The 23966-nt window shown below is 53.6% G+C and carries 18 protein-coding genes and 4 tRNA genes; 18 read left to right on the forward strand and 4 right to left on the reverse strand.

What is annotated here, in order from left to right:
* Positions 1-174 precede the first annotated feature (174 nt).
* From dppA to dppF, 5 genes are all read left to right on the forward strand, one after another.
* Positions 175-1782, forward strand: a complete 1608-nt coding sequence (dppA, locus tag MOQ06_RS00315) for a dipeptide ABC transporter periplasmic-binding protein DppA (RefSeq protein WP_193355334.1) — start codon at positions 175-177, stop codon at positions 1780-1782.
* Between the two features lie 161 nt (positions 1783-1943).
* Positions 1944-2963: a dipeptide ABC transporter permease DppB gene (dppB, locus tag MOQ06_RS00320; RefSeq protein ID WP_006810536.1), complete on the forward strand. Its 1020-nt coding sequence runs from the start codon at positions 1944-1946 to the stop codon at positions 2961-2963.
* A 9-nt stretch (positions 2964-2972) separates the two neighbouring features.
* On the forward strand, positions 2973-3875 hold the full coding sequence (gene dppC, locus MOQ06_RS00325; protein WP_148421548.1) for a dipeptide ABC transporter permease DppC: 903 nt from the start codon (positions 2973-2975) through the stop codon (positions 3873-3875).
* 10 nt (positions 3876-3885) lie between these two features.
* Positions 3886-4869, forward strand: coding sequence for a dipeptide ABC transporter ATP-binding protein (gene dppD, locus MOQ06_RS00330; protein WP_148421546.1), 984 nt, complete (start codon positions 3886-3888; stop codon positions 4867-4869).
* Positions 4866-5879 (forward strand): dipeptide ABC transporter ATP-binding subunit DppF, encoded by a 1014-nt coding sequence (gene dppF / locus MOQ06_RS00335; RefSeq protein ID WP_176608988.1) that lies wholly within the window; start codon positions 4866-4868, stop codon positions 5877-5879. The genes dppD and dppF overlap by 4 nt, the downstream gene beginning before the upstream one ends.
* A gap of 42 nt (positions 5880-5921) precedes the next feature.
* Here the strand turns inward: dppF and coaA are convergent, their stop codons facing one another.
* A complete protein-coding gene (gene coaA, locus MOQ06_RS00340) occupies positions 5922-6872 on the reverse strand; it encodes a type I pantothenate kinase (protein WP_063868899.1) in 951 nt (316 codons plus the stop codon).
* 317 nt (positions 6873-7189) lie between these two features.
* On the opposite strand from coaA, the gene MOQ06_RS00345 reads away from it, so the two are divergent.
* From MOQ06_RS00345 to rpoC, 13 genes are all read left to right on the forward strand, one after another.
* A tRNA-Thr gene (locus MOQ06_RS00345) sits at positions 7190-7265 on the forward strand.
* An 8-nt stretch (positions 7266-7273) separates the two neighbouring features.
* Positions 7274-7358 (forward strand) — tRNA-Tyr (locus MOQ06_RS00350).
* A gap of 116 nt (positions 7359-7474) precedes the next feature.
* A tRNA-Gly gene (locus tag MOQ06_RS00355) sits at positions 7475-7549 on the forward strand.
* A gap of 6 nt (positions 7550-7555) precedes the next feature.
* A tRNA-Thr gene (locus tag MOQ06_RS00360) sits at positions 7556-7631 on the forward strand.
* A gap of 119 nt (positions 7632-7750) precedes the next feature.
* Entirely contained in the window at positions 7751-8935 is a 1185-nt protein-coding gene (tuf, locus tag MOQ06_RS00365; protein ID WP_022651945.1) for an elongation factor Tu, read from the forward strand.
* Between the two features lie 227 nt (positions 8936-9162).
* Positions 9163-9546 (forward strand): preprotein translocase subunit SecE, encoded by a 384-nt coding sequence (gene secE, locus MOQ06_RS00370; RefSeq protein ID WP_001275693.1) that lies wholly within the window; start codon positions 9163-9165, stop codon positions 9544-9546.
* A gap of 1 nt (position 9547) precedes the next feature.
* Positions 9548-10093, forward strand: a complete 546-nt coding sequence (gene nusG / locus MOQ06_RS00375) for a transcription termination/antitermination protein NusG (protein ID WP_003862341.1) — start codon at positions 9548-9550, stop codon at positions 10091-10093.
* A 156-nt stretch (positions 10094-10249) separates the two neighbouring features.
* Positions 10250-10678: a 50S ribosomal protein L11 gene (gene rplK / locus MOQ06_RS00380; RefSeq protein WP_003862340.1), complete on the forward strand. Its 429-nt coding sequence runs from the start codon at positions 10250-10252 to the stop codon at positions 10676-10678.
* Positions 10679-10681: 3 nt separating this feature from the next.
* Positions 10682-11386, forward strand: coding sequence for a 50S ribosomal protein L1 (rplA, locus tag MOQ06_RS00385; RefSeq protein ID WP_006810530.1), 705 nt, complete (start codon positions 10682-10684; stop codon positions 11384-11386).
* A 289-nt stretch (positions 11387-11675) separates the two neighbouring features.
* A complete protein-coding gene (gene rplJ / locus MOQ06_RS00390; protein WP_003862338.1) occupies positions 11676-12173 on the forward strand; it encodes a 50S ribosomal protein L10 in 498 nt (165 codons plus the stop codon).
* A gap of 66 nt (positions 12174-12239) precedes the next feature.
* Complete coding sequence (gene rplL, locus MOQ06_RS00395; RefSeq protein WP_002445276.1) at positions 12240-12605, forward strand: 50S ribosomal protein L7/L12; 366 nt, start codon at positions 12240-12242, stop codon at positions 12603-12605.
* Positions 12606-12924: 319 nt separating this feature from the next.
* Positions 12925-16953: a DNA-directed RNA polymerase subunit beta gene (rpoB, locus tag MOQ06_RS00400; protein ID WP_015569976.1), complete on the forward strand. Its 4029-nt coding sequence runs from the start codon at positions 12925-12927 to the stop codon at positions 16951-16953.
* 76 nt (positions 16954-17029) lie between these two features.
* Complete coding sequence (gene rpoC, locus MOQ06_RS00405) at positions 17030-21253, forward strand: DNA-directed RNA polymerase subunit beta' (protein WP_148422715.1); 4224 nt, start codon at positions 17030-17032, stop codon at positions 21251-21253.
* 91 nt (positions 21254-21344) lie between these two features.
* On the opposite strand, the gene MOQ06_RS00410 is transcribed toward rpoC, so the two are convergent.
* From MOQ06_RS00410 to MOQ06_RS00420, 3 genes are all read right to left on the reverse strand, one after another.
* On the reverse strand, positions 21345-21662 hold the full coding sequence (locus MOQ06_RS00410) for a PTS lactose/cellobiose transporter subunit IIA (RefSeq protein WP_008503455.1): 318 nt from the start codon (positions 21660-21662) through the stop codon (positions 21345-21347).
* A complete protein-coding gene (locus tag MOQ06_RS00415) occupies positions 21662-21970 on the reverse strand; it encodes a PTS sugar transporter subunit IIB (protein ID WP_010425948.1) in 309 nt (102 codons plus the stop codon). The genes MOQ06_RS00410 and MOQ06_RS00415 overlap by 1 nt, the downstream gene beginning before the upstream one ends.
* Positions 21971-22150: 180 nt before the next feature.
* Positions 22151-23692 carry a sensor domain-containing diguanylate cyclase gene (locus MOQ06_RS00420; protein ID WP_242169847.1) on the reverse strand — a complete coding sequence of 514 codons (1542 nt, stop codon included), beginning with the start codon at positions 23690-23692 and terminating at the stop codon, positions 22151-22153.
* Positions 23693-23966: the final 274 nt, after the last annotated feature.

The following is a 23966-nucleotide window of genomic DNA, read 5'->3' on the forward strand; positions in this document are numbered from 1 at the left end:
GTAGGGCACGAGGGGCATATCAGGGAGGATCTGCGCTGCAACTCAAACGCTCTTCTGAAAGGATTCTCTATCCCTTTTAACGCCTTCGGGCATCACCGACCGGACCGGGTAAAAAATAAATAAAGGTCAGGCGGCGTAACACAACAAAGCAAAACATCACATTGGAGCACAATAATGAGTATTTCCTTGAAGAAGTCAGGGATGCTGAAGCTTGGTCTGAGCCTGGTGGCCATGACCGTCGCAGCAAGCGTACAGGCCAAAACCCTGGTTTACTGTTCTGAGGGCTCTCCGGAAGGCTTTAACCCACAGCTCTTTACCTCTGGTACGACTTACGACGCAAGCTCTGTACCGATCTATAACCGTCTGGTTGAATTTAAAACCGGCACCACGGAAGTGATTCCTGGCCTGGCTGAAAAGTGGGATATCAGCGAAGACGGTAAAACCTATACCTTCCACCTGCGTCAGGGCGTGAAGTGGCAGGACAGCAAAGAATTCAAACCAACGCGCGATCTTAACGCCGACGACGTTGTGTTCTCCTTCGACCGTCAGAAAAACGCGCAGAACCCGTACCATAAAGTGTCTGGCGGCAGCTATGAATACTTCGAAGGGATGGGCCTGCCGGACCTGATCGCTGAAGTGAAAAAAGTGGACGATAAAACCGTTCAGTTTGTGCTGACGCGTCCGGAAGCGCCATTCCTGGCTGACCTGGCCATGGACTTCGCCTCTATTCTCTCTAAAGAGTACGCGGACAACATGCTGAAAGCCGGCACGCCGGAAAAAGTGGACCTGAACCCAATCGGTACCGGCCCGTTCCAGCTGCTTCAGTACCAGAAAGATTCCCGTATCCTGTATAAAGCCTTCCCGGGCTACTGGGGCACCAAGCCGCAGATCGACCGTCTGGTCTTCTCCATCACGCCTGACGCATCCGTGCGTTACGCAAAACTGCAAAAAAATGAATGCCAGGTGATGCCGTATCCAAACCCGGCTGACATTGCTCGCATGAAGCAGGACAAAAATATCAACCTGATGGAGCAGGCGGGCCTGAACGTGGGCTATCTCTCCTTTAACACCGAGAAGAAACCGTTCGACGACGTGAAAGTGCGTCAGGCGCTGACCTACGCGGTGAACAAAGAAGCGATCATCAAAGCCGTATACCAGGGCGCGGGCGTTGCGGCCAAGAACCTGATCCCACCAACCATGTGGGGCTATAACGACGACATCAAGGACTACACCTACGATCCTGAGAAAGCGAAAGCGCTGCTGAAGGAAGCGGGTCAGGACAAAGGCTTCACCGTTGAGCTGTGGGCAATGCCGGTACAGCGTCCTTACAACCCGAACGCACGCCGTATGGCGGAAATGGTCCAGGCTGACTGGGCGAAGATTGGCGTTCAGGCCAAGATCGTGACCTACGAGTGGGGCGAGTACCTGAAGCGCGCCAAAGCGGGTGAACACCAGGCGGTAATGATGGGCTGGACCGGCGACAATGGGGATCCGGATAACTTCTTCGCTACCCTGTTCAGCTGTGCGGCAGCGAAAGACGGCTCTAACTACTCTCGCTGGTGCTACAAGCCGTTTGAAGACCTGATCCAGCCGGCGCGTGCGACCGACGATCACAACAAACGTATTGAACTGTACAAGCAGGCGCAGGTTGTCATGCACGACCAGGCTCCGGCGCTGATTGTTGCTCACTCCACCGTGTACGAGCCGGTGCGTAAAGAAGTGAAGGGCTACGTGGTTGATCCGCTGGGCAAACATCACTTCGAAAACGTATCAATCGAATAATAAGTAGGATGTTCTCCCTCTCCCTTCAGGAGAGGGCAGGGGTGAGGGCCGCGCATGTTTGCCCTCACCCTGACCCTCGCCCGATGGGAGAGGGAATTTACATTTGTGAGCAATACAGACGTTGCGCCACTGGGCGTGCGTCATCAGAGAGAATCCGGGTTATGTTGCAGTTCATCCTCCGACGTCTGGGACTTGTTATCCCGACGTTTATCGGTATCACCCTTCTCACTTTTGCCTTCGTCCATATGATCCCGGGTGACCCGGTGATGATTATGGCGGGCGAGCGTGGTATCTCCCCTGAACGTCATGCGCAACTGCTGGCTGAACTCGGCCTTGATAAGCCGATGTGGCAGCAGTACCTCCACTATATCTGGGGCGTATTGCACGGCGATTTAGGGATTTCACTAAAAAGCCGGCTCCCGGTGTGGGACGAGTTCGTGCCGCGTTTTAAAGCGACGCTGGAGCTGGGTATCTGCGCCATGATCTTTGCGACCGCGGTGGGTATTCCCGTTGGCGTACTGGCTGCCGTTAAGCGTGGCTCTATTTTCGACCACACTGCCGTTGGCCTGGCCCTGACCGGCTACTCCATGCCTATCTTCTGGTGGGGCATGATGCTGATCATGCTGGTATCGGTGCAGTGGAACCTGACGCCGGTCTCCGGTCGCGTCAGCGATATGGTCTTCCTTGACGACACCAACCCGTTAACCGGCTTTATGCTGATTGATACGGCGATCTGGGGCGAAGAGGGCAACTTCATTGATGCGGTTGCGCACATGATCCTGCCTGCGATGGTGCTGGGCACCATACCCCTGGCGGTAATCGTGCGTATGACCCGTTCTTCCATGCTGGAAGTGCTGGGAGAAGATTATATTCGTACCGCCCGCGCCAAGGGCCTGACCCGTATGCGCGTCATCATCATTCATGCCCTGCGTAATGCCATGCTGCCGGTTGTCACCGTTATCGGCCTGCAGGTGGGCACGCTGCTGGCGGGGGCGATCCTGACCGAAACCATCTTCTCCTGGCCGGGCCTCGGACGCTGGCTGATTGATGCGCTGCAACGCCGTGACTATCCGGTGGTGCAGGGCGGTGTGCTGCTGGTCGCGACGATGATTATCCTCGTCAACCTGCTGGTCGATTTGCTGTACGGCGTGGTGAACCCGCGTATTCGTCATAAGAAGTAAGGGGCCATCATGTCACAAGTAACTCAAAATAACGTGGTCACTGCACCGGTACCTATGACGCCGATGCAGGAGTTCTGGCACTACTTCAAGCGCAACAAAGGCGCGGTTGTCGGGCTGGCGTATGTTTCCATCATGATCCTGATTGCGGTATTTGCGAACTTCCTCGCACCGTATAACCCGGCGGATCAGTTCCGCGATGCGCTGCTTGTGCCGCCGGTCTGGCAGGACGGGGGCAGCTTTGCCCACCTGCTGGGCACCGATGACGTGGGCCGCGATGTCCTGTCGCGCCTGATGTACGGCGCGCGTCTGTCGCTGCTGGTTGGCTGTCTTGTCGTGGTGCTGTCGCTGGTCATGGGCGTCGTGCTCGGCCTAGTGGCGGGCTACTTCGGCGGCATCGTTGATAACATCATTATGCGCGTCGTCGATATTATGCTGGCGCTGCCAAGCCTGCTGCTGGCCCTGGTGCTGGTGGCGGTCTTCGGTCCGTCGATCGGTAACGCCGCGCTTGCGCTTACGTTTGTTGCGCTACCGCACTACGTGCGTTTAACCCGTGCGGCGGTGCTGGTAGAAGTGAACCGCGATTACGTCACCGCGTCCCGGGTGGCGGGTGCCGGTGCGATGCGCCAGATGTTTATCAATATCTTCCCGAACTGCCTTGCGCCGCTGATCGTTCAGGCGTCGCTCGGTTTCTCTAACGCCATTCTCGATATGGCCGCTCTTGGCTTCCTTGGCATGGGTGCGCAGCCGCCAACGCCGGAGTGGGGCACCATGCTCTCCGACGTGTTGCAGTTCGCGCAAAGCGCCTGGTGGGTCGTCACCTTCCCGGGTCTGGCGATTCTGCTGACGGTGCTGGCATTTAACCTGATGGGTGATGGCCTGCGTGATGCACTTGATCCCAAACTGAAGCAGTAAGAGGCACGAGATGGCGTTATTAAATGTAGATAAATTATCCGTGCACTTCGGCGACGAAGGCACACCGTTTCGCGCCGTGGACCGAATCAGCTACAGCGTAAATCAGGGTGAAGTGGTCGGTATCGTTGGAGAGTCAGGTTCCGGTAAATCCGTCAGCTCGCTGGCAATCATGGGGCTGATTGACTACCCCGGCCGCGTGATGGCGGAAAGCCTGGAGTTTAACGGCCAGGATCTGAAGCGCATTTCCGAGAAGCAGCGCCGCCAGCTGGTGGGCGCAGAAGTGGCAATGATCTTCCAGGACCCCATGACCAGCCTGAACCCGTGCTACACCGTTGGCTTCCAGATTATGGAAGCGATTAAGGTGCATCAGGGCGGTAATAAGAAAACCCGCCGCCAGCGTGCTATCGATCTGCTGACGCAGGTGGGGATCCCCGATCCGGCGTCACGCCTGGACGTTTACCCGCATCAGCTTTCAGGCGGGATGAGCCAGCGCGTGATGATCGCCATGGCGATCGCCTGTCGGCCAAAGCTGTTGATAGCCGATGAACCGACAACCGCGCTGGACGTTACCATCCAGGCGCAAATCATCGAGCTGCTGCTGGAGCTGCAGCAGAAAGAGAACATGGCGCTGGTGCTGATTACGCACGATCTGGCGCTGGTGGCGGAAGCGGCGCACAAGATCATCGTGATGTACGCGGGCCAGGTGGTGGAGACCGGAAGTTCGCACGATATCTTCCGCGCGCCGCGTCATCCGTATACGCAGGCGCTGCTGCGTGCGCTGCCGGAGTTTGCCCAGGACAAAGCGCGTCTGGCGTCGCTGCCGGGTGTGGTTCCGGGTAAATACGACCGTCCGCAGGGCTGTCTGCTCAACCCGCGCTGCCCGTACGCGACGGACAAATGCCGCGCTGAGGAGCCAGAGCTGAATCTGCTGGCCGACGGTCGACAGTCAAAATGCCACTACCCACTCGATGATGCCGGGAGGCCAACATTATGAGTACGCAACAGGCCACCACGCAACAGCCGCTGTTGCAGGCTATCGACCTGAAAAAACACTACCCGGTGAAGAAGGGCATTTTTGCCCCTGAGCGCCTGGTGAAAGCGCTGGACGGCGTCTCCTTCAGCCTCGAACGCGGTAAAACGCTGGCGGTGGTTGGGGAGTCTGGCTGTGGGAAATCCACGCTGGGTCGTCTGCTGACGATGATTGAAACGCCAACCGGCGGCGAGCTTTACTATCAGGGGCAGGATCTGCTCAAGCACGATCCGCAGGCGCAGAAGCTGCGTCGTCAGAAAATCCAGATTGTGTTCCAGAACCCGTACGGTTCGCTGAACCCGCGGAAGAAGGTCGGGCAAATTCTGGAAGAACCGCTGCTGATTAACAGCAATCTGAGCAAAGCGCAGCGCCGCGAAAAAGCGCTGGCAATGATGGCGAAAGTGGGGCTTAAAACCGAGCATTACGATCGCTACCCGCATATGTTCTCTGGCGGTCAGCGTCAGCGTATTGCCATCGCCCGTGGTCTGATGCTTGACCCGGACGTGGTGATTGCCGATGAGCCGGTTTCGGCGCTCGACGTCTCCGTTCGCGCGCAGGTGCTTAACCTGATGATGGATTTACAGCAGGATCTTGGGCTGTCGTACGTTTTCATTTCCCATGACCTCTCCGTCGTCGAGCACATTGCCGACGAGGTAATGGTGATGTATCTGGGACGCTGCGTGGAGAAGGGGACTAAAGACCAGATCTTTACTAACCCGCGTCATCCCTATACGCAGGCGCTACTGTCGGCGACGCCGAGACTGAACCCGGACGACCGTCGTGAACGCATCAAGCTGACCGGCGAGCTGCCAAGCCCGCTGAATCCGCCGCCGGGATGTGCCTTCAACGCCCGCTGCCGTCGCCGCTTTGGCCCGTGCACGCAGCTGCAGCCACAGCTGAAGGATTACGGCGGTCAACTGGTGGCCTGCTTCGCGGTCGATCAGGATGAAAACGGCGAAAAGCCGCAAGCATAAAGAAAAAAACCGGCGATGAGCCGGTTTTTTTTCGCCTGACGTCTACTTTCGTAAACGAATCTGATCGACGGCGTGTTTCTCACTCTTGGTGAGGATCAGGCTGGCGCGTTCGCGCGTCGGCAGGATGTTCTCTTTCAGGTTCACGTAGTTGATCTCATTCCACAGTCCGGTCGCCACGTTGATAGCCTCTTCTTCAGAGAGCTGGGCGTAGTTGTGGAAATAGGAATCCGGGTCGGTGAACGCGCCTTCGCGGAACTTCAGGAAGCGGTTGATGTACCAGCGCTGCAGCAGTTCCTCCGGCGCATCGACATAAATAGAGAAATCGACGAAGTCAGAGACAAACACATGATGCGGATCGTGAGGATAGTCCATCCCGCTTTGCAGGACGTTTAATCCTTCCAGAATCAGGATATCGGGCTGCACAACCGTTTTGTCGCCGTCCGGGATGCGGTCGTAAATCAGATGCGAGTAGACCGGCGCGGTAACGTTCGGCACGCCCGATTTTAAGTCAGAGACAAACTTCACCAGGCGGTGCATATCATAGGAGAGCGGGAAGCCCTTCTTCTTCATTAAGCCGCGTTCTTTTAACACCTCGTTGGGATGCAGGAAGCCGTCGGTGGTGATCAGCTCAACGCTGCGGTGTTCTGGCCAGCGGCTCAGCAGCGCCTGTAGCACGCGCGCGGTGGTACTTTTGCCCACTGCCACGCTGCCCGCAATGCTGATGATATAAGGAATACGTTGACCGTTCGTGCCAAGGAACTGTTCCAGCACGGCCTGACGACGCAAATTGGAGCTGATATAGAAGTTAAGCAAGCGAGAGAGGGGGAGATAGATTTCTGCCACCTCTTCCAGGGAGAGATCTTCGTTTATCCCTTTTAGCCGTGCGATTTCACCTTCCGTCAGTGTCATAGGGACGGAGTCACGCAGGGCTGCCCACTGGCTACGGTTAAACTGAAGATATGGCGTCATTAACGTTTGCTCTTTTTTGCTCATAAGCATGCTTCTGTGAACCATCACGAAACGGCGGGTGCGGGCTCATCACATAGTTAATTTTGGACAATGGGCAGGAGGTTAACACCAGATGAGAGGAATAATAAGAAAAAATATGGGAAAGCGATGCGTAACCGGGGAGGCATCACGCAGGGCTATAGCATGTCAAAATCAGGGGTTCATGTTGAATATTTAACCGCGAGTGGATGAATTTACAGCGGTTAGCACTGGTTTCGCATAAAATGTGAGCGAAAGAACGTTTTATGCAATTTTTTAGTTGCATGACCGCGCATGTCTCCATAGAATGCGCGCTACTTGATGCCGACTTAGCTCAGTAGGTAGAGCAACTGACTTGTAATCAGTAGGTCACCAGTTCGATTCCGGTAGTCGGCACCATCAAGTCCGGTGGGGTTCCCGAGCGGCCAAAGGGAGCAGACTGTAAATCTGCCGTCACAGACTTCGAAGGTTCGAATCCTTCCCCCACCACCACTTTCTGGCAGCGTCAAAGCCGCCGGAGCTGGTTGGAAAAATTGACCAGCTCGAACAGAAAAGAGAGAAATCTCTTTTTTTGTTACAGAAAGAACTGGGTAGCCGAGTTTCAGGATGCGGGCATCGTATAATGGCTATTACCTCAGCCTTCCAAGCTGATGATGCGGGTTCGATTCCCGCTGCCCGCTCCAATACGTGCTGATATGGCTCAGTTGGTAGAGCGCACCCTTGGTAAGGGTGAGGTCCCCAGTTCGACTCTGGGTATCAGCACCACTTCACTTCTCCCTCCCATTTCTCTCTGTTTCAATATAAATGTATTCAACAGTTCAGGCATTTTCGCCTGGTTGATGTGGTGATATCACCGATTTATCCGTGTCTTAGAGGGACAATCGATGTCTAAAGAAAAGTTTGAACGTACAAAACCGCACGTTAACGTCGGTACTATCGGCCACGTTGACCATGGTAAAACAACGCTGACCGCTGCAATCACTACCGTACTGGCTAAAACCTACGGCGGTGCTGCTCGTGCTTTCGACCAGATCGATAACGCACCAGAAGAAAAAGCTCGTGGTATCACCATCAACACCTCTCACGTTGAGTATGACACCCCGACTCGCCACTACGCGCACGTAGACTGCCCAGGCCACGCCGACTATGTTAAAAACATGATCACCGGTGCTGCGCAGATGGACGGCGCGATCCTGGTTGTTGCTGCGACTGACGGCCCAATGCCTCAGACCCGTGAGCACATCCTGCTGGGTCGTCAGGTAGGCGTTCCTTACATCATCGTGTTCCTGAACAAATGCGACATGGTTGATGACGAAGAGCTGCTGGAACTGGTAGAGATGGAAGTTCGTGAACTGCTGTCTCAGTACGATTTCCCAGGCGACGATACCCCAATCGTTCGTGGTTCCGCGCTGAAAGCGCTGGAAGGCGAAGCAGAGTGGGAAGAGAAAATCATCGAACTGGCTGGCTACCTGGATTCTTACATCCCAGAACCAGAGCGTGCGATTGACAAGCCATTCCTGCTGCCAATCGAAGACGTATTCTCCATCTCCGGTCGTGGTACCGTTGTTACCGGTCGCGTAGAGCGCGGTATCATCAAAGTTGGTGAAGAAGTTGAAATCGTTGGTATCAAAGAGACTGCGAAGTCTACCTGTACTGGCGTTGAAATGTTCCGCAAACTGCTGGACGAAGGCCGTGCTGGTGAGAACGTAGGTGTTCTGCTGCGTGGTATCAAACGTGAAGAAATCGAACGTGGTCAGGTACTGGCGAAGCCAGGTTCAATCAAGCCACACACCAAGTTCGAATCTGAAGTGTACATTCTGTCCAAAGACGAAGGCGGCCGTCATACTCCGTTCTTCAAAGGCTACCGTCCACAGTTCTACTTCCGTACAACTGACGTGACCGGTACCATCGAACTGCCAGAAGGCGTAGAGATGGTAATGCCAGGCGACAACATCAAGATGGTTGTGACGCTGATCCACCCAATCGCGATGGACGACGGTCTGCGTTTCGCAATCCGTGAAGGCGGCCGTACCGTTGGCGCGGGCGTTGTTGCTAAAGTTCTCGGCTAATCGCTGATAATATTTGACGCAATGCGCAATAAAAGGGCATCATTTGATGCCCTTTTTGCACGCTTTCACATCAGAACCTGGCTCATCAGTGATTAATTTTGTCATAATCATTGCTGAGACAGGCTCTGCAGAGAGCGTATAATACGAAAAGCGAATAGCATTTCGATTGGTTTGCCTCGCGCTCGCGGGGTGAAAATGTTTGTAGAATACTTCTGACAGGTTGGTTTATGAGTGCGAATACCGAAGCTCAAGGGAGCGGGCGCGGCCTGGAAGCGATGAAATGGATAGTTGTAGCCGTGCTGCTGATTGTGGCGATTGTCGGCAACTATCTTTATCGTGACATGATGCTGCCGCTACGTGCGCTTGCAGTGGTAATTCTGATTGCTGCAGCGGGTGGTGTCGCGCTGTTGACGACAAAAGGCAAAGCGACCGTTGCGTTTGCCCGCGAAGCGCGTACCGAAGTCCGCAAGGTCATTTGGCCGACTCGCCAGGAAACATTGCACACCACGCTGATTGTAGCGGCGGTTACCGCTGTAATGTCACTGATCCTGTGGGGACTGGATGGTATTCTGGTTCGCCTGGTATCCTTTATCACTGGCCTGAGGTTCTGAGATGTCTGAAGCCCCTAAAAAGCGCTGGTACGTCGTTCAGGCGTTTTCCGGTTTTGAAGGCCGCGTAGCAACGTCGCTGCGTGAGCATATCAAATTACACAATATGGAAGAATTATTTGGCGAAGTTATGGTTCCGACCGAAGAAGTGGTCGAGATCCGTGGCGGCCAACGTCGCAAAAGCGAGCGTAAATTCTTCCCGGGTTACGTGCTGGTTCAGATGGTTATGAACGACGCGAGCTGGCACCTGGTGCGCAGCGTACCGCGCGTGATGGGCTTTATCGGCGGCACGTCTGACCGTCCGGCGCCAATCAGCGACAAAGAAGTTGATGCGATTATGAACCGCCTCCAGCAGGTTGGTGATAAGCCGCGTCCGAAAACGCTGTTTGAACCGGGTGAAATGGTTCGTGTTAATGACGGTCCGTTTGCTGACTTTAATGGCGTTGTGGAAGAAGTGGACTACGAGAAGTCCCGCCTGAAAGTTTCTGTTTCTATCTTCGGTCGTGCGACCCCGGTAGAGCTGGACTTTGCCCAGGTAGAAAAAGCCTAAGCAGCGATCAAAAAAGCGACGATTTAATCGTTGCACAGGGCGCGAGATTGGAATACAATTTCGCGCCTTTTGTTTTTATGGGTCCCGGCCCGTAAAACGAATTTTATTCACGGGGAGCCTCTCTGAGGCGTTATTACCCAATCAGAGGATTTTAGAATGGCTAAGAAAGTACAAGCCTACGTCAAGCTGCAGGTTGCAGCAGGTATGGCGAACCCAAGTCCACCAGTTGGTCCAGCTCTGGGTCAGCAGGGTGTGAACATCATGGAATTCTGTAAAGCGTTCAACGCGAAAACTGAATCCATGGAAAAAGGTCTGCCAATTCCAGTTGTTATCACTGTTTACGCTGACCGTTCTTTCACTTTCGTTACCAAGACCCCTCCAGCAGCAGTTCTGCTGAAGAAAGCGGCTGGTATCAAGTCTGGTTCCGGTAAGCCGAACAAAGACAAAGTGGGTAAAATTTCCCGCGCTCAGCTGCAGGAAATCGCGCAGACCAAAGCTGCCGACATGACTGGTTCCGACATTGAAGCGATGACTCGCTCCATCGAAGGTACTGCACGTTCCATGGGCCTGGTAGTGGAGGACTAAGAAATGGCTAAACTGACCAAGCGCATGTCCGTGATCCGTGACAAAGTTGATGCGACCAAACAGTACGACATCAACGAAGCTATCGCTCTGCTGAAAGAACTGGCTACCGCTAAGTTCGTTGAAAGCGTTGACGTTGCCGTTAACCTGGGCATCGACGCTCGTAAATCCGATCAGAACGTTCGTGGCGCAACTGTACTGCCACACGGTACTGGCCGTTCCGTACGCGTAGCTGTATTTGCTCAGGGTGCAAACGCTGAAGCTGCAAAAGCTGCCGGCGCTGAACTGGTAGGTATGGAAGATCTGGCTGATCAGATCAAGAAAGGCGAAATGAACTTTGACGTTGTTATTGCATCTCCAGATGCAATGCGCGTTGTTGGCCAGCTGGGCCAGGTTCTGGGTCCACGCGGCCTGATGCCAAACCCGAAAGTCGGTACTGTAACGCCTAACGTTGCTGAAGCGGTTAAGAACGCTAAAGCAGGTCAGGTTCGTTATCGTAACGACAAAAACGGCATCATCCACACCACCATCGGTAAAGTGGACTTTGACGCTGACAAACTGAAAGAAAACCTGGAAGCTCTGCTGGTTGCGCTGAAAAAAGCAAAACCAACTCAGGCTAAAGGCGTGTACATCAAGAAAGTTAGCATCTCCACCACCATGGGTGCAGGTGTTGCAGTTGACCAGGCTGGCCTGAGCGCTGCTGCAAACTAATGCCTTTACGTGGGCGGTGATTTTGTCTACAATCTTACCCCCACGTTTGCTAACAAAAGTTAGCGGCTAAAAGAATTGTTCGTTGGAGCCTGGCCTATCCAGGCCTCCGTCGAAGACCGCAGGTGTTTCGCAAGAAACTTAATCCCCTGCGTAGACGGTGACAGAACGCTAAGATTATTTTAAATACTCTGGCTTGTTTCTGCTCACCGTATTAAGACGCTCTTCCCGTTGGGTTGAGTGAAGTGAGTTCCGGAACATGAGTTCCGGCAAACATCCAGGAGCAAAGCTAATGGCTTTAAATCTTCAAGACAAACAAGCGATTGTTGCTGAAGTCAGCGAAGTAGCCAAAGGCGCGCTGTCTGCAGTAGTTGCGGATTCCCGTGGCGTTACTGTAGACAAAATGACTGAACTGCGTAAAGCAGGTCGTGAAGCTGGCGTATACATGCGTGTTGTTCGTAACACCCTGCTGCGTCGCGTAGTTGAAGGTACTCAGTTCGAGTGCCTGAAAGACACGTTTGTTGGTCCGACCCTGATTGCATACTCTATGGAACACCCGGGCGCTGCTGCTCGTCTGTTCAAAGAGTTCGCGAAAGCGAATGCAAAATTTGAGGTCAAAGCTGCAGCCTTTGAAGGTGAGTTGATCCCGGCATCGCAAATCGATCGCCTGGCAACCCTGCCGACCTACGAAGAAGCAATTGCACGCCTGATGGCAACCATGAAAGAAGCTGCGGCTGGCAAACTGGTTCGCACTCTGGCTGCTGTACGCGATGCGAAAGAAGCTGCTTAATCGCAGTTATCTTTATAAAGCATTTGCTTACGTATAAACTTATTCTGATTTTCAGGAACAATTTAAATGTCTATCACTAAAGATCAAATCATTGAAGCAGTAGCAGCTATGTCCGTAATGGACGTTGTAGAGCTGGTTTCTGCAATGGAAGAAAAATTCGGTGTTTCTGCTGCTGCTGCTGTAGCTGTAGCTGCTGGCCCGGCTGAAGCTGCTGAAGAAAAAACTGAATTCGACGTAATTCTGAAAGCTGCTGGCGCGAACAAAGTTGCTGTAATCAAAGCAGTACGTGGCGCAACTGGCCTGGGTCTGAAAGAAGCTAAAGACCTGGTAGAATCTGCTCCAGCTGCGCTGAAAGAAGGCGTGAGCAAAGACGACGCAGAAGCACTGAAAAAATCTCTGGAAGAAGCTGGCGCTGAAGTTGAAGTTAAATAAGCCAACTTTTCTGGTTGCAGCCTAAGTCATTAGGCTGATGGCTGGTGACTTTTTAGTCACCAGCCTTTTTGCGCTGTAAGGCATCAGCAGCATTTCACACTGTTTGACTGCTGGTTGTCCTGACAATGCTTGTTTCTATCGACGACTTAATATACTGCGACAGGGTGCTCGCTCTGTGTAAATCGCAATGAAATGGTTTAAGCGTGATAGCAACAGGTATTGCGGAAAGTATTCAATTTTCCGGTCCACAAAATGGTGTTGCACAAACTGTCCCTTCGTCGGACAGATGGGTCGACTTGTCAGCGAGCTGAGGAACCCTATGGTTTACTCCTATACCGAGAAAAAACGTATTCGTAAGGATTTTGGTAAACGTCCACAAGTTCTGGACATTCCATATCTCCTTTCTATCCAGCTTGACTCGTTCCAGAAGTTTATCGAGCAAGATCCTGAAGGGCAGTACGGCCTGGAAGCAGCCTTCCGTTCCGTGTTCCCGATTCAGAGCTACAGCGGTAATTCCGAGCTGCAGTACGTCAGCTACCGCCTTGGCGAACCGGTGTTTGACGTTCAGGAATGTCAGATCCGTGGCGTGACCTATTCCGCACCGCTGCGCGTAAAACTGCGTCTGGTGATCTACGAGCGCGAAGCGCCGGAAGGCACCGTAAAAGACATTAAAGAACAAGAAGTCTACATGGGTGAAATTCCACTCATGACGGACAACGGTACTTTCGTTATCAACGGTACTGAGCGTGTTATCGTTTCCCAGCTGCATCGTAGCCCGGGCGTCTTCTTCGACAGCGATAAAGGTAAAACACACTCTTCCGGTAAAGTACTGTATAACGCACGCATCATTCCTTACCGTGGTTCATGGCTGGACTTCGAGTTCGATCCGAAAGACAACCTGTTTGTCCGTATCGACCGTCGTCGTAAACTGCCTGCAACCATCATTCTGCGTGCACTGAACTATACCACTGAGCAGATCCTGGACCTGTTCTTTGAGAAAGTGATCTTTGAAATCCGCGACAACAAGCTGCAGATGGAGCTGGTGCCGGAACGTCTGCGTGGTGAGACCGCGTCGTTCGACATCGAAGCCGACGGCAAAGTGTATGTGGAAAAAGGTCGCCGTATCACCGCGCGCCACATCCGCCAGCTGGAAAAAGATGATATCAAACACATCGAAGTTCCGGTTGAGTACATTGCAGGAAAAGTAGCCGCGAAAGATTACGTTGATGAATCAACTGGCGAGCTGATCTGCCCGGCTAACATGGAGCTGAGCCTGGATCTGCTGGCTAAGCTGAGCCAGTCTGGCCACAAACGTATCGAAACGCTGTTCACTAACGATCTGGACCACGGTCCGTACATCTCTGAGACTGTACGCGTCGATCCAACCAACGATCGTCTGAGCGCGCTGGTAGAAATCTACCGCATGATGCGTCCTGGTGAGCCACCAACTCGCGAAGCGGCTGAAAGCCTGTTCGAGAACCTGTTCTTCTCCGAGGACCGCTACGATCTGTCCGCGGTTGGTCGTATGAAGTTCAACCGTTCTCTGCTGCGCGACGAAATCGAAGGTTCCGGTATCCTGAGCAAAGACGACATCATTGAAGTGATGAAGAAGCTCATCGATATCCGTAACGGTAAAGGCGAAGTGGATGATATCGACCACCTCGGCAACCGTCGTATCCGTTCCGTAGGCGAAATGGCGGAAAACCAGTTCCGCGTTGGCCTGGTACGTGTAGAGCGTGCGGTGAAAGAGCGTCTGTCTCTGGGCGATCTGGATACCCTGATGCCTCAGGATATGATCAACGCCAAGCCGATTTCTGCAGCAGTGAAAGAGTTCTTCGGTTCCAGCCAGCTGTCTCAGTTTATGGACCAGAACAACCCGCTGTCTGAGATTACGCACAAACGTCGTATCTCTGCACTCGGCCCAGGCGGTCTGACCCGTGAACGTGCAGGCTTTGAAGTTCGAGACGTACACCCGACGCACTACGGTCGCGTATGTCCTATCGAAACGCCTGAAGGTCCAAACATCGGTCTGATCAACTCCCTGTCCGTGTATGCACAGACAAACGAATACGGATTCCTTGAGACGCCGTACCGTAAAGTGACTGACGGTGTTGTTACCGACGAAATTCATTACCTGTCTGCTATCGAAGAAGGCAATTACGTTATCGCTCAGGCGAACTCCAACCTGGATGACGAAGGCCACTTTGTAGAAGATCTGGTTACCTGCCGTAGCAAAGGCGAATCCAGCTTGTTCAGCCGCGACCAGGTTGACTACATGGACGTTTCCACCCAGCAGGTGGTTTCCGTCGGTGCGTCCCTGATCCCGTTCCTGGAACACGATGACGCCAACCGTGCATTGATGGGTGCGAACATGCAACGTCAGGCCGTTCCAACTCTGCGCGCTGATAAGCCGCTGGTTGGTACCGGTATGGAACGTGCTGTTGCCGTTGACTCCGGTGTTACTGCAGTTGCTAAGCGTGGCGGTACCGTTCAGTACGTTGACGCATCCCGTATCGTTATCAAAGTTAACGAAGACGAGATGTATCCGGGCGAAGCGGGTATCGACATCTACAACCTGACCAAATACACCCGTTCTAACCAGAACACCTGTATCAACCAGATGCCTTGCGTATCTCTGGGTGAGCCAGTTGAGCGCGGCGACGTGCTGGCAGACGGTCCGTCCACCGACCTCGGTGAACTGGCGCTCGGTCAGAACATGCGCGTAGCGTTCATGCCGTGGAACGGTTACAACTTCGAAGACTCCATCCTCGTCTCCGAGCGTGTGGTTCAGGAAGATCGTTTCACCACCATCCACATTCAGGAACTGGCATGTGTGTCCCGTGACACCAAGCTGGGGCCAGAAGAGATCACCGCTGACATCCCTAACGTGGGTGAAGCTGCGCTCTCCAAACTGGATGAATCCGGTATTGTTTACATCGGTGCGGAAGTGACCGGCGGCGACATTCTGGTTGGTAAGGTAACGCCGAAAGGTGAAACCCAGCTGACGCCAGAAGAGAAACTGCTGCGTGCAATCTTCGGTGAGAAAGCGTCTGACGTTAAAGACTCTTCTCTGCGCGTACCAAACGGTGTTTCCGGTACGGTTATCGACGTTCAGGTCTTCACTCGTGATGGCGTTGAGAAAGATAAGCGTGCGCTGGAAATCGAAGAGATGCAGCTCAAGCAGGCTAAGAAAGACCTGTCTGAAGAACTGCAGATCCTCGAAGCGGGTCTGTTCAGCCGTATCTATGCGGTGCTGGTTGCCGGTGGCGTTGAAGCTGAGAAGCTCGACAAACTGCCACGCGATCGCTGGCTGGAACTGGGCCTGACCGACGAAGAGAAACAAAATCAGCTGGAACAGCTGGCTGAGCAGTATGACGAACTGAAACACGAGTTCGAGAAAAAACTCGAAGCGAAACGCCGTAAAATCACTCAGGGCGACGATCTGGCACCAGGCGTGCTGAAGATTGTTAAGGTATATCTGGCTGTTAAACGTCAGATCCAGCCTGGTGATAAGATGGCAGGTCGTCACGGTAACAAGGGTGTTATCTCTAAGATCAACCCGATCGAAGATATGCCGCACGATGCTAACGGTACGCCGGTAGATATCGTACTGAACCCGCTGGGCGTACCGTCTCGTATGAACATCGGTCAGATTCTGGAAACCCACCTGGGTATGGCTGCGAAAGGTATCGGCGACAAGATTAACGCCATGCTGAAACAGCAGCAGGAAGTCGCGAAACTGCGCGAATTCATCCAGCGTGCCTACGATCTGGGTACCGACGTGCGTCAGAAAGTCGACCTGAACACCTTCAGCGATGAAGAAGTGCTGCGTCTGGCAGAGAACCTGCGCAAAGGTATGCCAATTGCAACGCCGGTATTCGACGGTGCAAAAGAAGCTGAAATCAAAGAGCTGCTGCAGCTGGGTGGTCTGCCAACGTCTGGTCAGATTACGCTGTTTGACGGCCGTACCGGGGAACAGTTCGAGCGTCCGGTAACCGTAGGTTACATGTACATGCTGAAACTGAACCACCTGGTCGACGACAAGATGCACGCTCGTTCTACCGGTTCTTACAGCCTGGTTACTCAGCAGCCGCTGGGTGGTAAGGCTCAGTTCGGTGGTCAGCGCTTCGGGGAGATGGAAGTGTGGGCGCTGGAAGCATACGGCGCAGCATACACCCTGCAGGAAATGCTTACCGTTAAGTCTGATGACGTGAACGGTCGTACTAAGATGTATAAAAACATCGTAGACGGCAACCATCAGATGGAACCAGGCATGCCGGAATCCTTCAACGTACTGTTGAAAGAGATTCGTTCGCTGGGTATCAACATCGAACTGGAAGACGAGTAATTCTCGCTCAAACAGGTCACTGGTGTCGGGTTAACCCCCGACACCAGATTGTGCTAACTCCGACGGGAGCAAATCCGTGAAAGATTTATTAAAGTTTCTGAAAGCGCAGACTAAAACCGAAGAGTTTGATGCGATCAAAATTGCTCTGGCTTCGCCAGACATGATCCGTTCATGGTCTTTTGGTGAAGTTAAAAAGCCGGAAACCATCAACTACCGTACGTTCAAACCTGAGCGTGACGGCCTTTTCTGTGCACGTATTTTCGGGCCAGTAAAAGACTACGAGTGCCTGTGCGGTAAGTACAAGCGCCTGAAACACCGTGGTGTGATCTGTGAGAAGTGCGGCGTTGAAGTGACCCAGACCAAAGTACGCCGTGAGCGTATGGGCCACATCGAGCTGGCGTCTCCAACTGCTCACATCTGGTTCCTGAAATCCCTGCCGTCCCGTATCGGCCTGCTGCTGGATATGCCGCTGCGTGATATCGAACGTGTTCTGTACTTCGAATCTTATGTGGTTATCGAAGGCGGTATGACGAATCTGGAACGTAACCAGATTCTGACCGAAGAACAGTATCTGGACGCGCTGGAAGAGTTCGGTGACGAATTCGACGCGAAGATGGGTGCGGAAGCTATTCAGGCCCTGCTGAAGAGCATGGATCTGGAGCAAGAGTGTGAAACTCTGCGCGAAGAGCTGAACGAAACCAACTCCGAAACCAAGCGTAAAAAGCTGACCAAGCGTATCAAACTGCTGGAAGCGTTCGTTCAGTCTGGTAACAAACCAGAGTGGATGATCCTGACCGTTCTGCCGGTTCTGCCGCCAGATCTGCGTCCGCTGGTTCCGCTGGATGGTGGTCGTTTCGCAACGTCCGATCTTAACGATCTGTACCGTCGCGTTATCAACCGTAACAACCGTCTGAAACGTCTGCTGGACCTGGCTGCGCCGGACATCATCGTACGCAACGAAAAACGTATGCTGCAGGAAGCGGTAGATGCCCTGCTGGATAACGGTCGTCGCGGTCGTGCGATCACCGGTTCTAACAAACGTCCTCTGAAATCTTTGGCCGACATGATCAAAGGTAAACAGGGTCGTTTCCGTCAGAACCTGCTCGGTAAGCGTGTTGACTACTCCGGTCGTTCTGTAATCACCGTAGGTCCATACCTGCGTCTGCATCAGTGCGGTCTGCCGAAGAAAATGGCACTGGAGCTGTTCAAACCGTTCATCTACGGCAAGCTGGAACTGCGTGGCCTGGCCACCACCATCAAAGCCGCTAAGAAAATGGTTGAGCGTGAAGAAGCTGTCGTTTGGGATATCCTGGACGAAGTTATCCGCGAACACCCGGTACTGCTGAACCGTGCACCAACCCTGCACCGTCTGGGTATCCAGGCATTTGAGCCAGTACTGATCGAAGGTAAAGCTATCCAGCTGCACCCGCTGGTTTGTGCGGCATATAACGCCGACTTCGATGGTGACCAGATGGCTGTCCACGTACCGCTGACGCTGGAAGCCCAGCTCGAAGCGCGTGCGCTGATGATGTCTACCAACAACATCCTGTCTCCAGCGAACGGTGAACCAATCATCGTTCCTTCTCAGGACGTTGTATTGGGTCTGTACTACATGACCCGTGACTGTGTTAACGCCAAAGGCGAAGGCATGGTGCTGACTGGCCCTAAAGAAGCTGAGCGTATTTATCGCGCTGGCCTGGCCTCTCTGCATGCGCGCGTTAAAGTGCGTATCACCGAGTACGAAAAAGATGAAAACGGCGAATTCGTTGCGAAAACCAGCCTGAAAGACACGACCATTGGCCGTGCGATTCTGTGGATGATCGTACCGAAAGGTCTGCCTTTCTCCATCGTCAACCAGGCGCTGGGCAAGAAAGCGATCTCCAAAATGCTGAACACCTGTTACCGCATTCTGGGTCTGAAGCCGACCGTTATCTTTGCTGACCAGACAATGTACACCGGCTTTGCTTATGCAGCGCGTTCAGGTGCATCTGTTGGTATCGATGACATGGTCATCCCGGAGAAGAAACACGAGATCATCTCTGAAGCGGAAGCTGAAGTTGCTGAGATCCAGGAGCAGTTCCAGTCTGGTCTGGTAACCGCAGGCGAACGCTATAACAAAGTTATCGATATCTGGGCTGCGGCGAACGATCGTGTATCCAAAGCGATGATGGATAACCTGCAAACCGAAACCGTGATTAACCGTGACGGCGTAGAAGAGCAGCAGGTTTCCTTCAACAGCATCTACATGATGGCCGACTCCGGTGCGCGTGGTTCTGCGGCACAGATTCGTCAGCTGGCAGGTATGCGTGGTCTGATGGCGAAGCCGGATGGCTCCATCATCGAAACGCCAATCACCGCGAACTTCCGTGAAGGTCTGAACGTACTCCAGTACTTCATCTCCACGCACGGTGCGCGTAAAGGTCTGGCGGATACCGCACTGAAAACGGCGAACTCCGGTTATCTGACGCGTCGTCTGGTTGACGTTGCGCAGGATCTGGTCGTAACCGAAGACGACTGTGGCACCCTTGAAGGTATCACCATGACCCCGGTTATCGAGGGTGGTGATGTTAAAGAGCCACTGCGCGATCGCGTACTGGGTCGTGTGACCGCGGAAGACATTCTGAAGCCGGGCACCGCAGACATTCTGGTTCCACGCAACACGCTGCTGCACGAACAGTGGTGTGACCTGCTGGAAGCGAACTCTGTTGACTCCGTGAAGGTGCGTTCCGTTGTATCCTGTGACACCGACTTTGGCGTGTGTGCACACTGCTATGGTCGTGACCTGGCGCGTGGCCACATCATCAACAAAGGTGAAGCCATCGGCGTTATCGCGGCACAGTCCATCGGTGAGCCGGGTACACAGCTGACGATGCGTACGTTCCACATCGGTGGTGCGGCATCTCGTGCGGCTGCTGAATCCAGCATCCAGGTGAAAAACAAAGGTAGCATCAAGCTCAGCAACGCGAAGTCTGTTGTTAACTCTGCAGGCAAGCTGGTTGTGACCTCTCGTAACACCGAGCTGAAGCTGATCGACGAATTCGGTCGTACCAAAGAGAGCTATAAAGTGCCTTACGGTGCGGTTATGGCGAAAGGTGATGGCGAGCAGGTTGCCGGCGGTGAAACCGTTGCAAACTGGGATCCACACACCATGCCGGTTATCACCGAAGTAAGTGGTTTCATCCGCTTTACTGACATGATTGACGGCCAGACCATTACTCGTCAGACCGACGAGCTGACCGGTCTGTCTTCTCTGGTAGTTCTGGATTCTGCTGAACGTACTACCGGCGGTAAAGATCTGCGTCCTGCACTGAAAATCGTTGATGCTCAGGGTAACGACGTTCTGATCCCTGGTACCGATATGCCTGCGCAGTACTTCCTGCCGGGTAAAGCGATTGTACAGCTGGAAGATGGCGTACAGATCAGCTCTGGTGACACCCTGGCGCGTATTCCTCAGGAATCCGGCGGTACCAAGGACATCACCGGTGGTCTGCCACGCGTTGCGGACCTGTTCGAAGCACGTCGTCCGAAAGAGCCTGCAATCCTGGCTGAAATCAGCGGTATCATCTCCTTCGGTAAAGAGACCAAAGGTAAACGCCGTCTGGTTATCACTCCAGTAGATGGCAGCGAGCCGTACGAAGAGATGATTCCTAAGTGGCGTCAGCTCAACGTGTTCGAAGGTGAACGCGTGGAACGTGGTGACGTGGTTTCCGACGGTCCAGAAGCGCCGCACGACATCCTGCGTCTGCGTGGTGTGCATGCTGTTACTCGTTACATTGTTAACGAAGTACAGGACGTATACCGTCTGCAGGGCGTTAAGATTAACGATAAACACATCGAAGTTATCGTTCGTCAGATGCTGCGTAAAGCAACCATCGAAAACGCGGGCAGCTCCGACTTCCTGGAAGGCGAGCAGGTTGAATACTCACGCGTTAAGATCGCTAACCGCGATCTGGAAGCGAATGGCAAAATCGGTGCAACCTTCGCACGCGATCTGCTGGGTATCACCAAAGCGTCTCTGGCAACCGAGTCCTTCATCTCCGCAGCGTCGTTCCAGGAAACTACTCGTGTCCTGACCGAAGCGGCTGTTGCAGGTAAACGTGATGAACTGCGCGGTCTGAAAGAGAACGTTATCGTGGGTCGTCTGATCCCGGCCGGTACCGGTTATGCGTACCACCAGGATCGTATGCGTCGTCGCGCAGCGGGCGAACTGCCGGCTGCTCCGCAGGTTACTGCCGAAGATGCATCCGCGAGCCTTGCAGAACTGCTGAACGCAGGTCTGGGCGGTTCCGACAACGAATAATCGTTGATGCCGTAAATAAAAAACCCGCTTCGGCGGGTTTTTTTATTGTGTTTTTTCAGGCCCATAACGCGAAGAGCCTCCGGGCTTTTTATCAGTTTACCAGCGGGATCCGCCGATAAAGCTCAATCATATCGCCTGCCAGATCCTGAATAACCATCGCGTTCATCAGATGGTCCTGCGAGTGAACGGTGATCAGGTTAACCGGAAGTTTCCCGGTCCCTTCGTCAAGGCCGATAAGCTGCGTCTGGATCGTGTGCGCATGCTTCACATACTCGCGCGATTCTTCCATCGCTTTTTCAGCTTCGTCAAACTCACCCTTACGCGCCATCTGCAGCGCCGTCAGCGCCGCACTGCGCGCCGCGCCCGCGTTGACCAGCAGTTCCATGATGGTGGTTTCTAAGTCTTCCATTATGACTCCAGCAGCTTGAGCGCTTTTTCCAGTACGGCATCGCCTTTCATCATGCCGTAATCCATCATGTCGATCACCGCGACCTTCTTGCCCAGCGGATCGGCCTGCGCCTGCAGTTTTGCCTGCTCGTATTTAACCTGTGGCCCCAGTAATACGATGTCAGCCGTCGCGATGTTGTCTTTAAACTCCGCGACTGGAACGGCTTTAATGGTTACTTCGACTCCTTTTTTCTGCGCGGCATCTTTCATACGTTGAACCAGCATGCTGGTTGACATTCCCGCTGCACAGCATAAAACGATGTTCTTCATAGTCAGCCTCGATCTACATGTGTTTATTGATAATTATCCCGTGCAGACCGCTTCAACAACCGCTTTACCGCGATTGTGTGTCAGGCATCACAAAGAAATCGGCATTTTCCTGAAACCGGTTACAATTTTTCACAGGCGTGCGTTCTGCCCGTCGGAACGGGCGAAATGTCAGGCGGGAAATTAACGGCTGGACGTGCTTAAAACACGGTTTTTGCCCTGCTGTTTGGCGCGGTAAAGCGCTTCATCAACGCTACCGACAAATTGCTCCAGCGGTTCGAAATGCCATTCTCCCAGCCCGGCGCTGAAGGTCACCTGCAGGTTCTCTTCCCGCCAGGCACGCTGCTGGACGGCGGTGCGCCAGGCCTCCAGAAGTGCGTGAGCGGAGTGAATCAGCTCGGCAGGGAAAATCACCGCGAACTCTTCACCACCGTAGCGGTAAACGGAGAGGTGATGCGGCTGCATGATCTGAATGCCTTCGCGTGCCACGTTGCGCAGCACGATATCCCCGCTCAGGTGGCCCCAGGTGTCATTGATGGATTTGAAGTTATCAATGTCGACCAGCGCCAGGGCGAACGGCTGATGGGCGTTCAGCAACTCATCCACGTCGCTGTCGAACGCCCGGCGGTTTTTACAGCCCGTTAGCGCATCATGCGTGGCCTGACGTACATACGCCATCTCGCGTTCCTTGTTCGACTGTATGGTATGGCTGAGCATCGCCTCCAGGCGCGGAGCCTGGTTGACGTCCCCGGTTTTGATGGCGTTGATAATGTTCATCAGCACGGAACGTGAGGCGTGACGCAGGTACAGCCCGAACAGGATGATGATGATGGCCGCCAGCGCAAATCCCCAGCCGACGATAGTGGTTTCATGCCGGGTAATGACGGTGAGGGTGGTATCGGAAACCCGATAAATTACAAACCAGTCCGGGTTGGTGAAGGAGTAGTAGTAGTACCAGGTCTTACTTTTGGGATCGAAAATATGGCCTTCGCCGCTGGTCATTTTGTCCATCAGCGCTTCGCTTACGTACTGCTTAAAGAGCGCGCCCGTGTCCGGATGAAGCACAACGGCGCCGTCGCGCTCAACGACAAAAAACTCACCCTGCACCGGCGCCACCATCTGGCGCAGGGTATATCCCATGGAGGTCAAATCAAGATGGAAAGCGAGCGTGCCCTTGAGGCGGCCTTCGGGTGAAATGACCGGCTTAAAAAGGGTGACGGTGGGATGCCCGGTGAAATAGTCCAGATAGGGGCGGGTATAGTGGGGGAAGTTGCTGGCCTCCGCCTGCCCGACAAACCATGGACGGGTTCGCGCGTCGAAAGACCGGCTCTTTTCCGTAGGCAGCACTTCCGGCGCGCGCAGATGACGCCCCCCGGTGTCCGCGAGAGAGATAGACGACACGGTCGGCATCAGGTTCTGTAAATGCATTAACATCTGCAGGCCGTGTGTCGGATCGATATTAATGGTCTGATTCACTCTGTCGTTACGCGCGAAGTACATCGCGGCGCGCCCGAGAATATAGTCATTTTCTCGCAGGATAGACTCGGTGTAGTTCACCGCCAGGTTATGGGTGAAATTACCATTAATTTTATGATAATCCTCGAGAAAATCCTTTCGCTGTGAAAGGGTTACCAGCACGGCGATCAGCACGAAGCTGAACAGGATCCCGGCGAAGCTGACCATAATCGGCCGCGTAAAAGAGAGCTTTTTACTGTGGAGTGCCATGAGTTGTACATCAGTCCAGAAGGTGGACGCGTTGCGTCTGTCGTAATCCTCAGCATAGTCGCTGTCCGGTTGCTGGTAGTAAATTATACAGAAGGTGATTACCGACGAGATGATTTATCTTAAGAACAGATAAGAAGCGTCCTATTTTTTTATCGATTAAGATTCTGATTAAGAGGCGGGGGGCAGGGCGAAACGAGGAAGAAGCATTTTCGCCCTGGTCAGCATCCGTTGCTGACGTGCCAAGCATAAGGAAACCGGGCTGAGGATAACAATC

Source organism: Enterobacter sp. I4, assembly GCF_022669095.1.
Lineage (GTDB): Bacteria > Pseudomonadota > Gammaproteobacteria > Enterobacterales > Enterobacteriaceae > Enterobacter > Enterobacter pasteurii.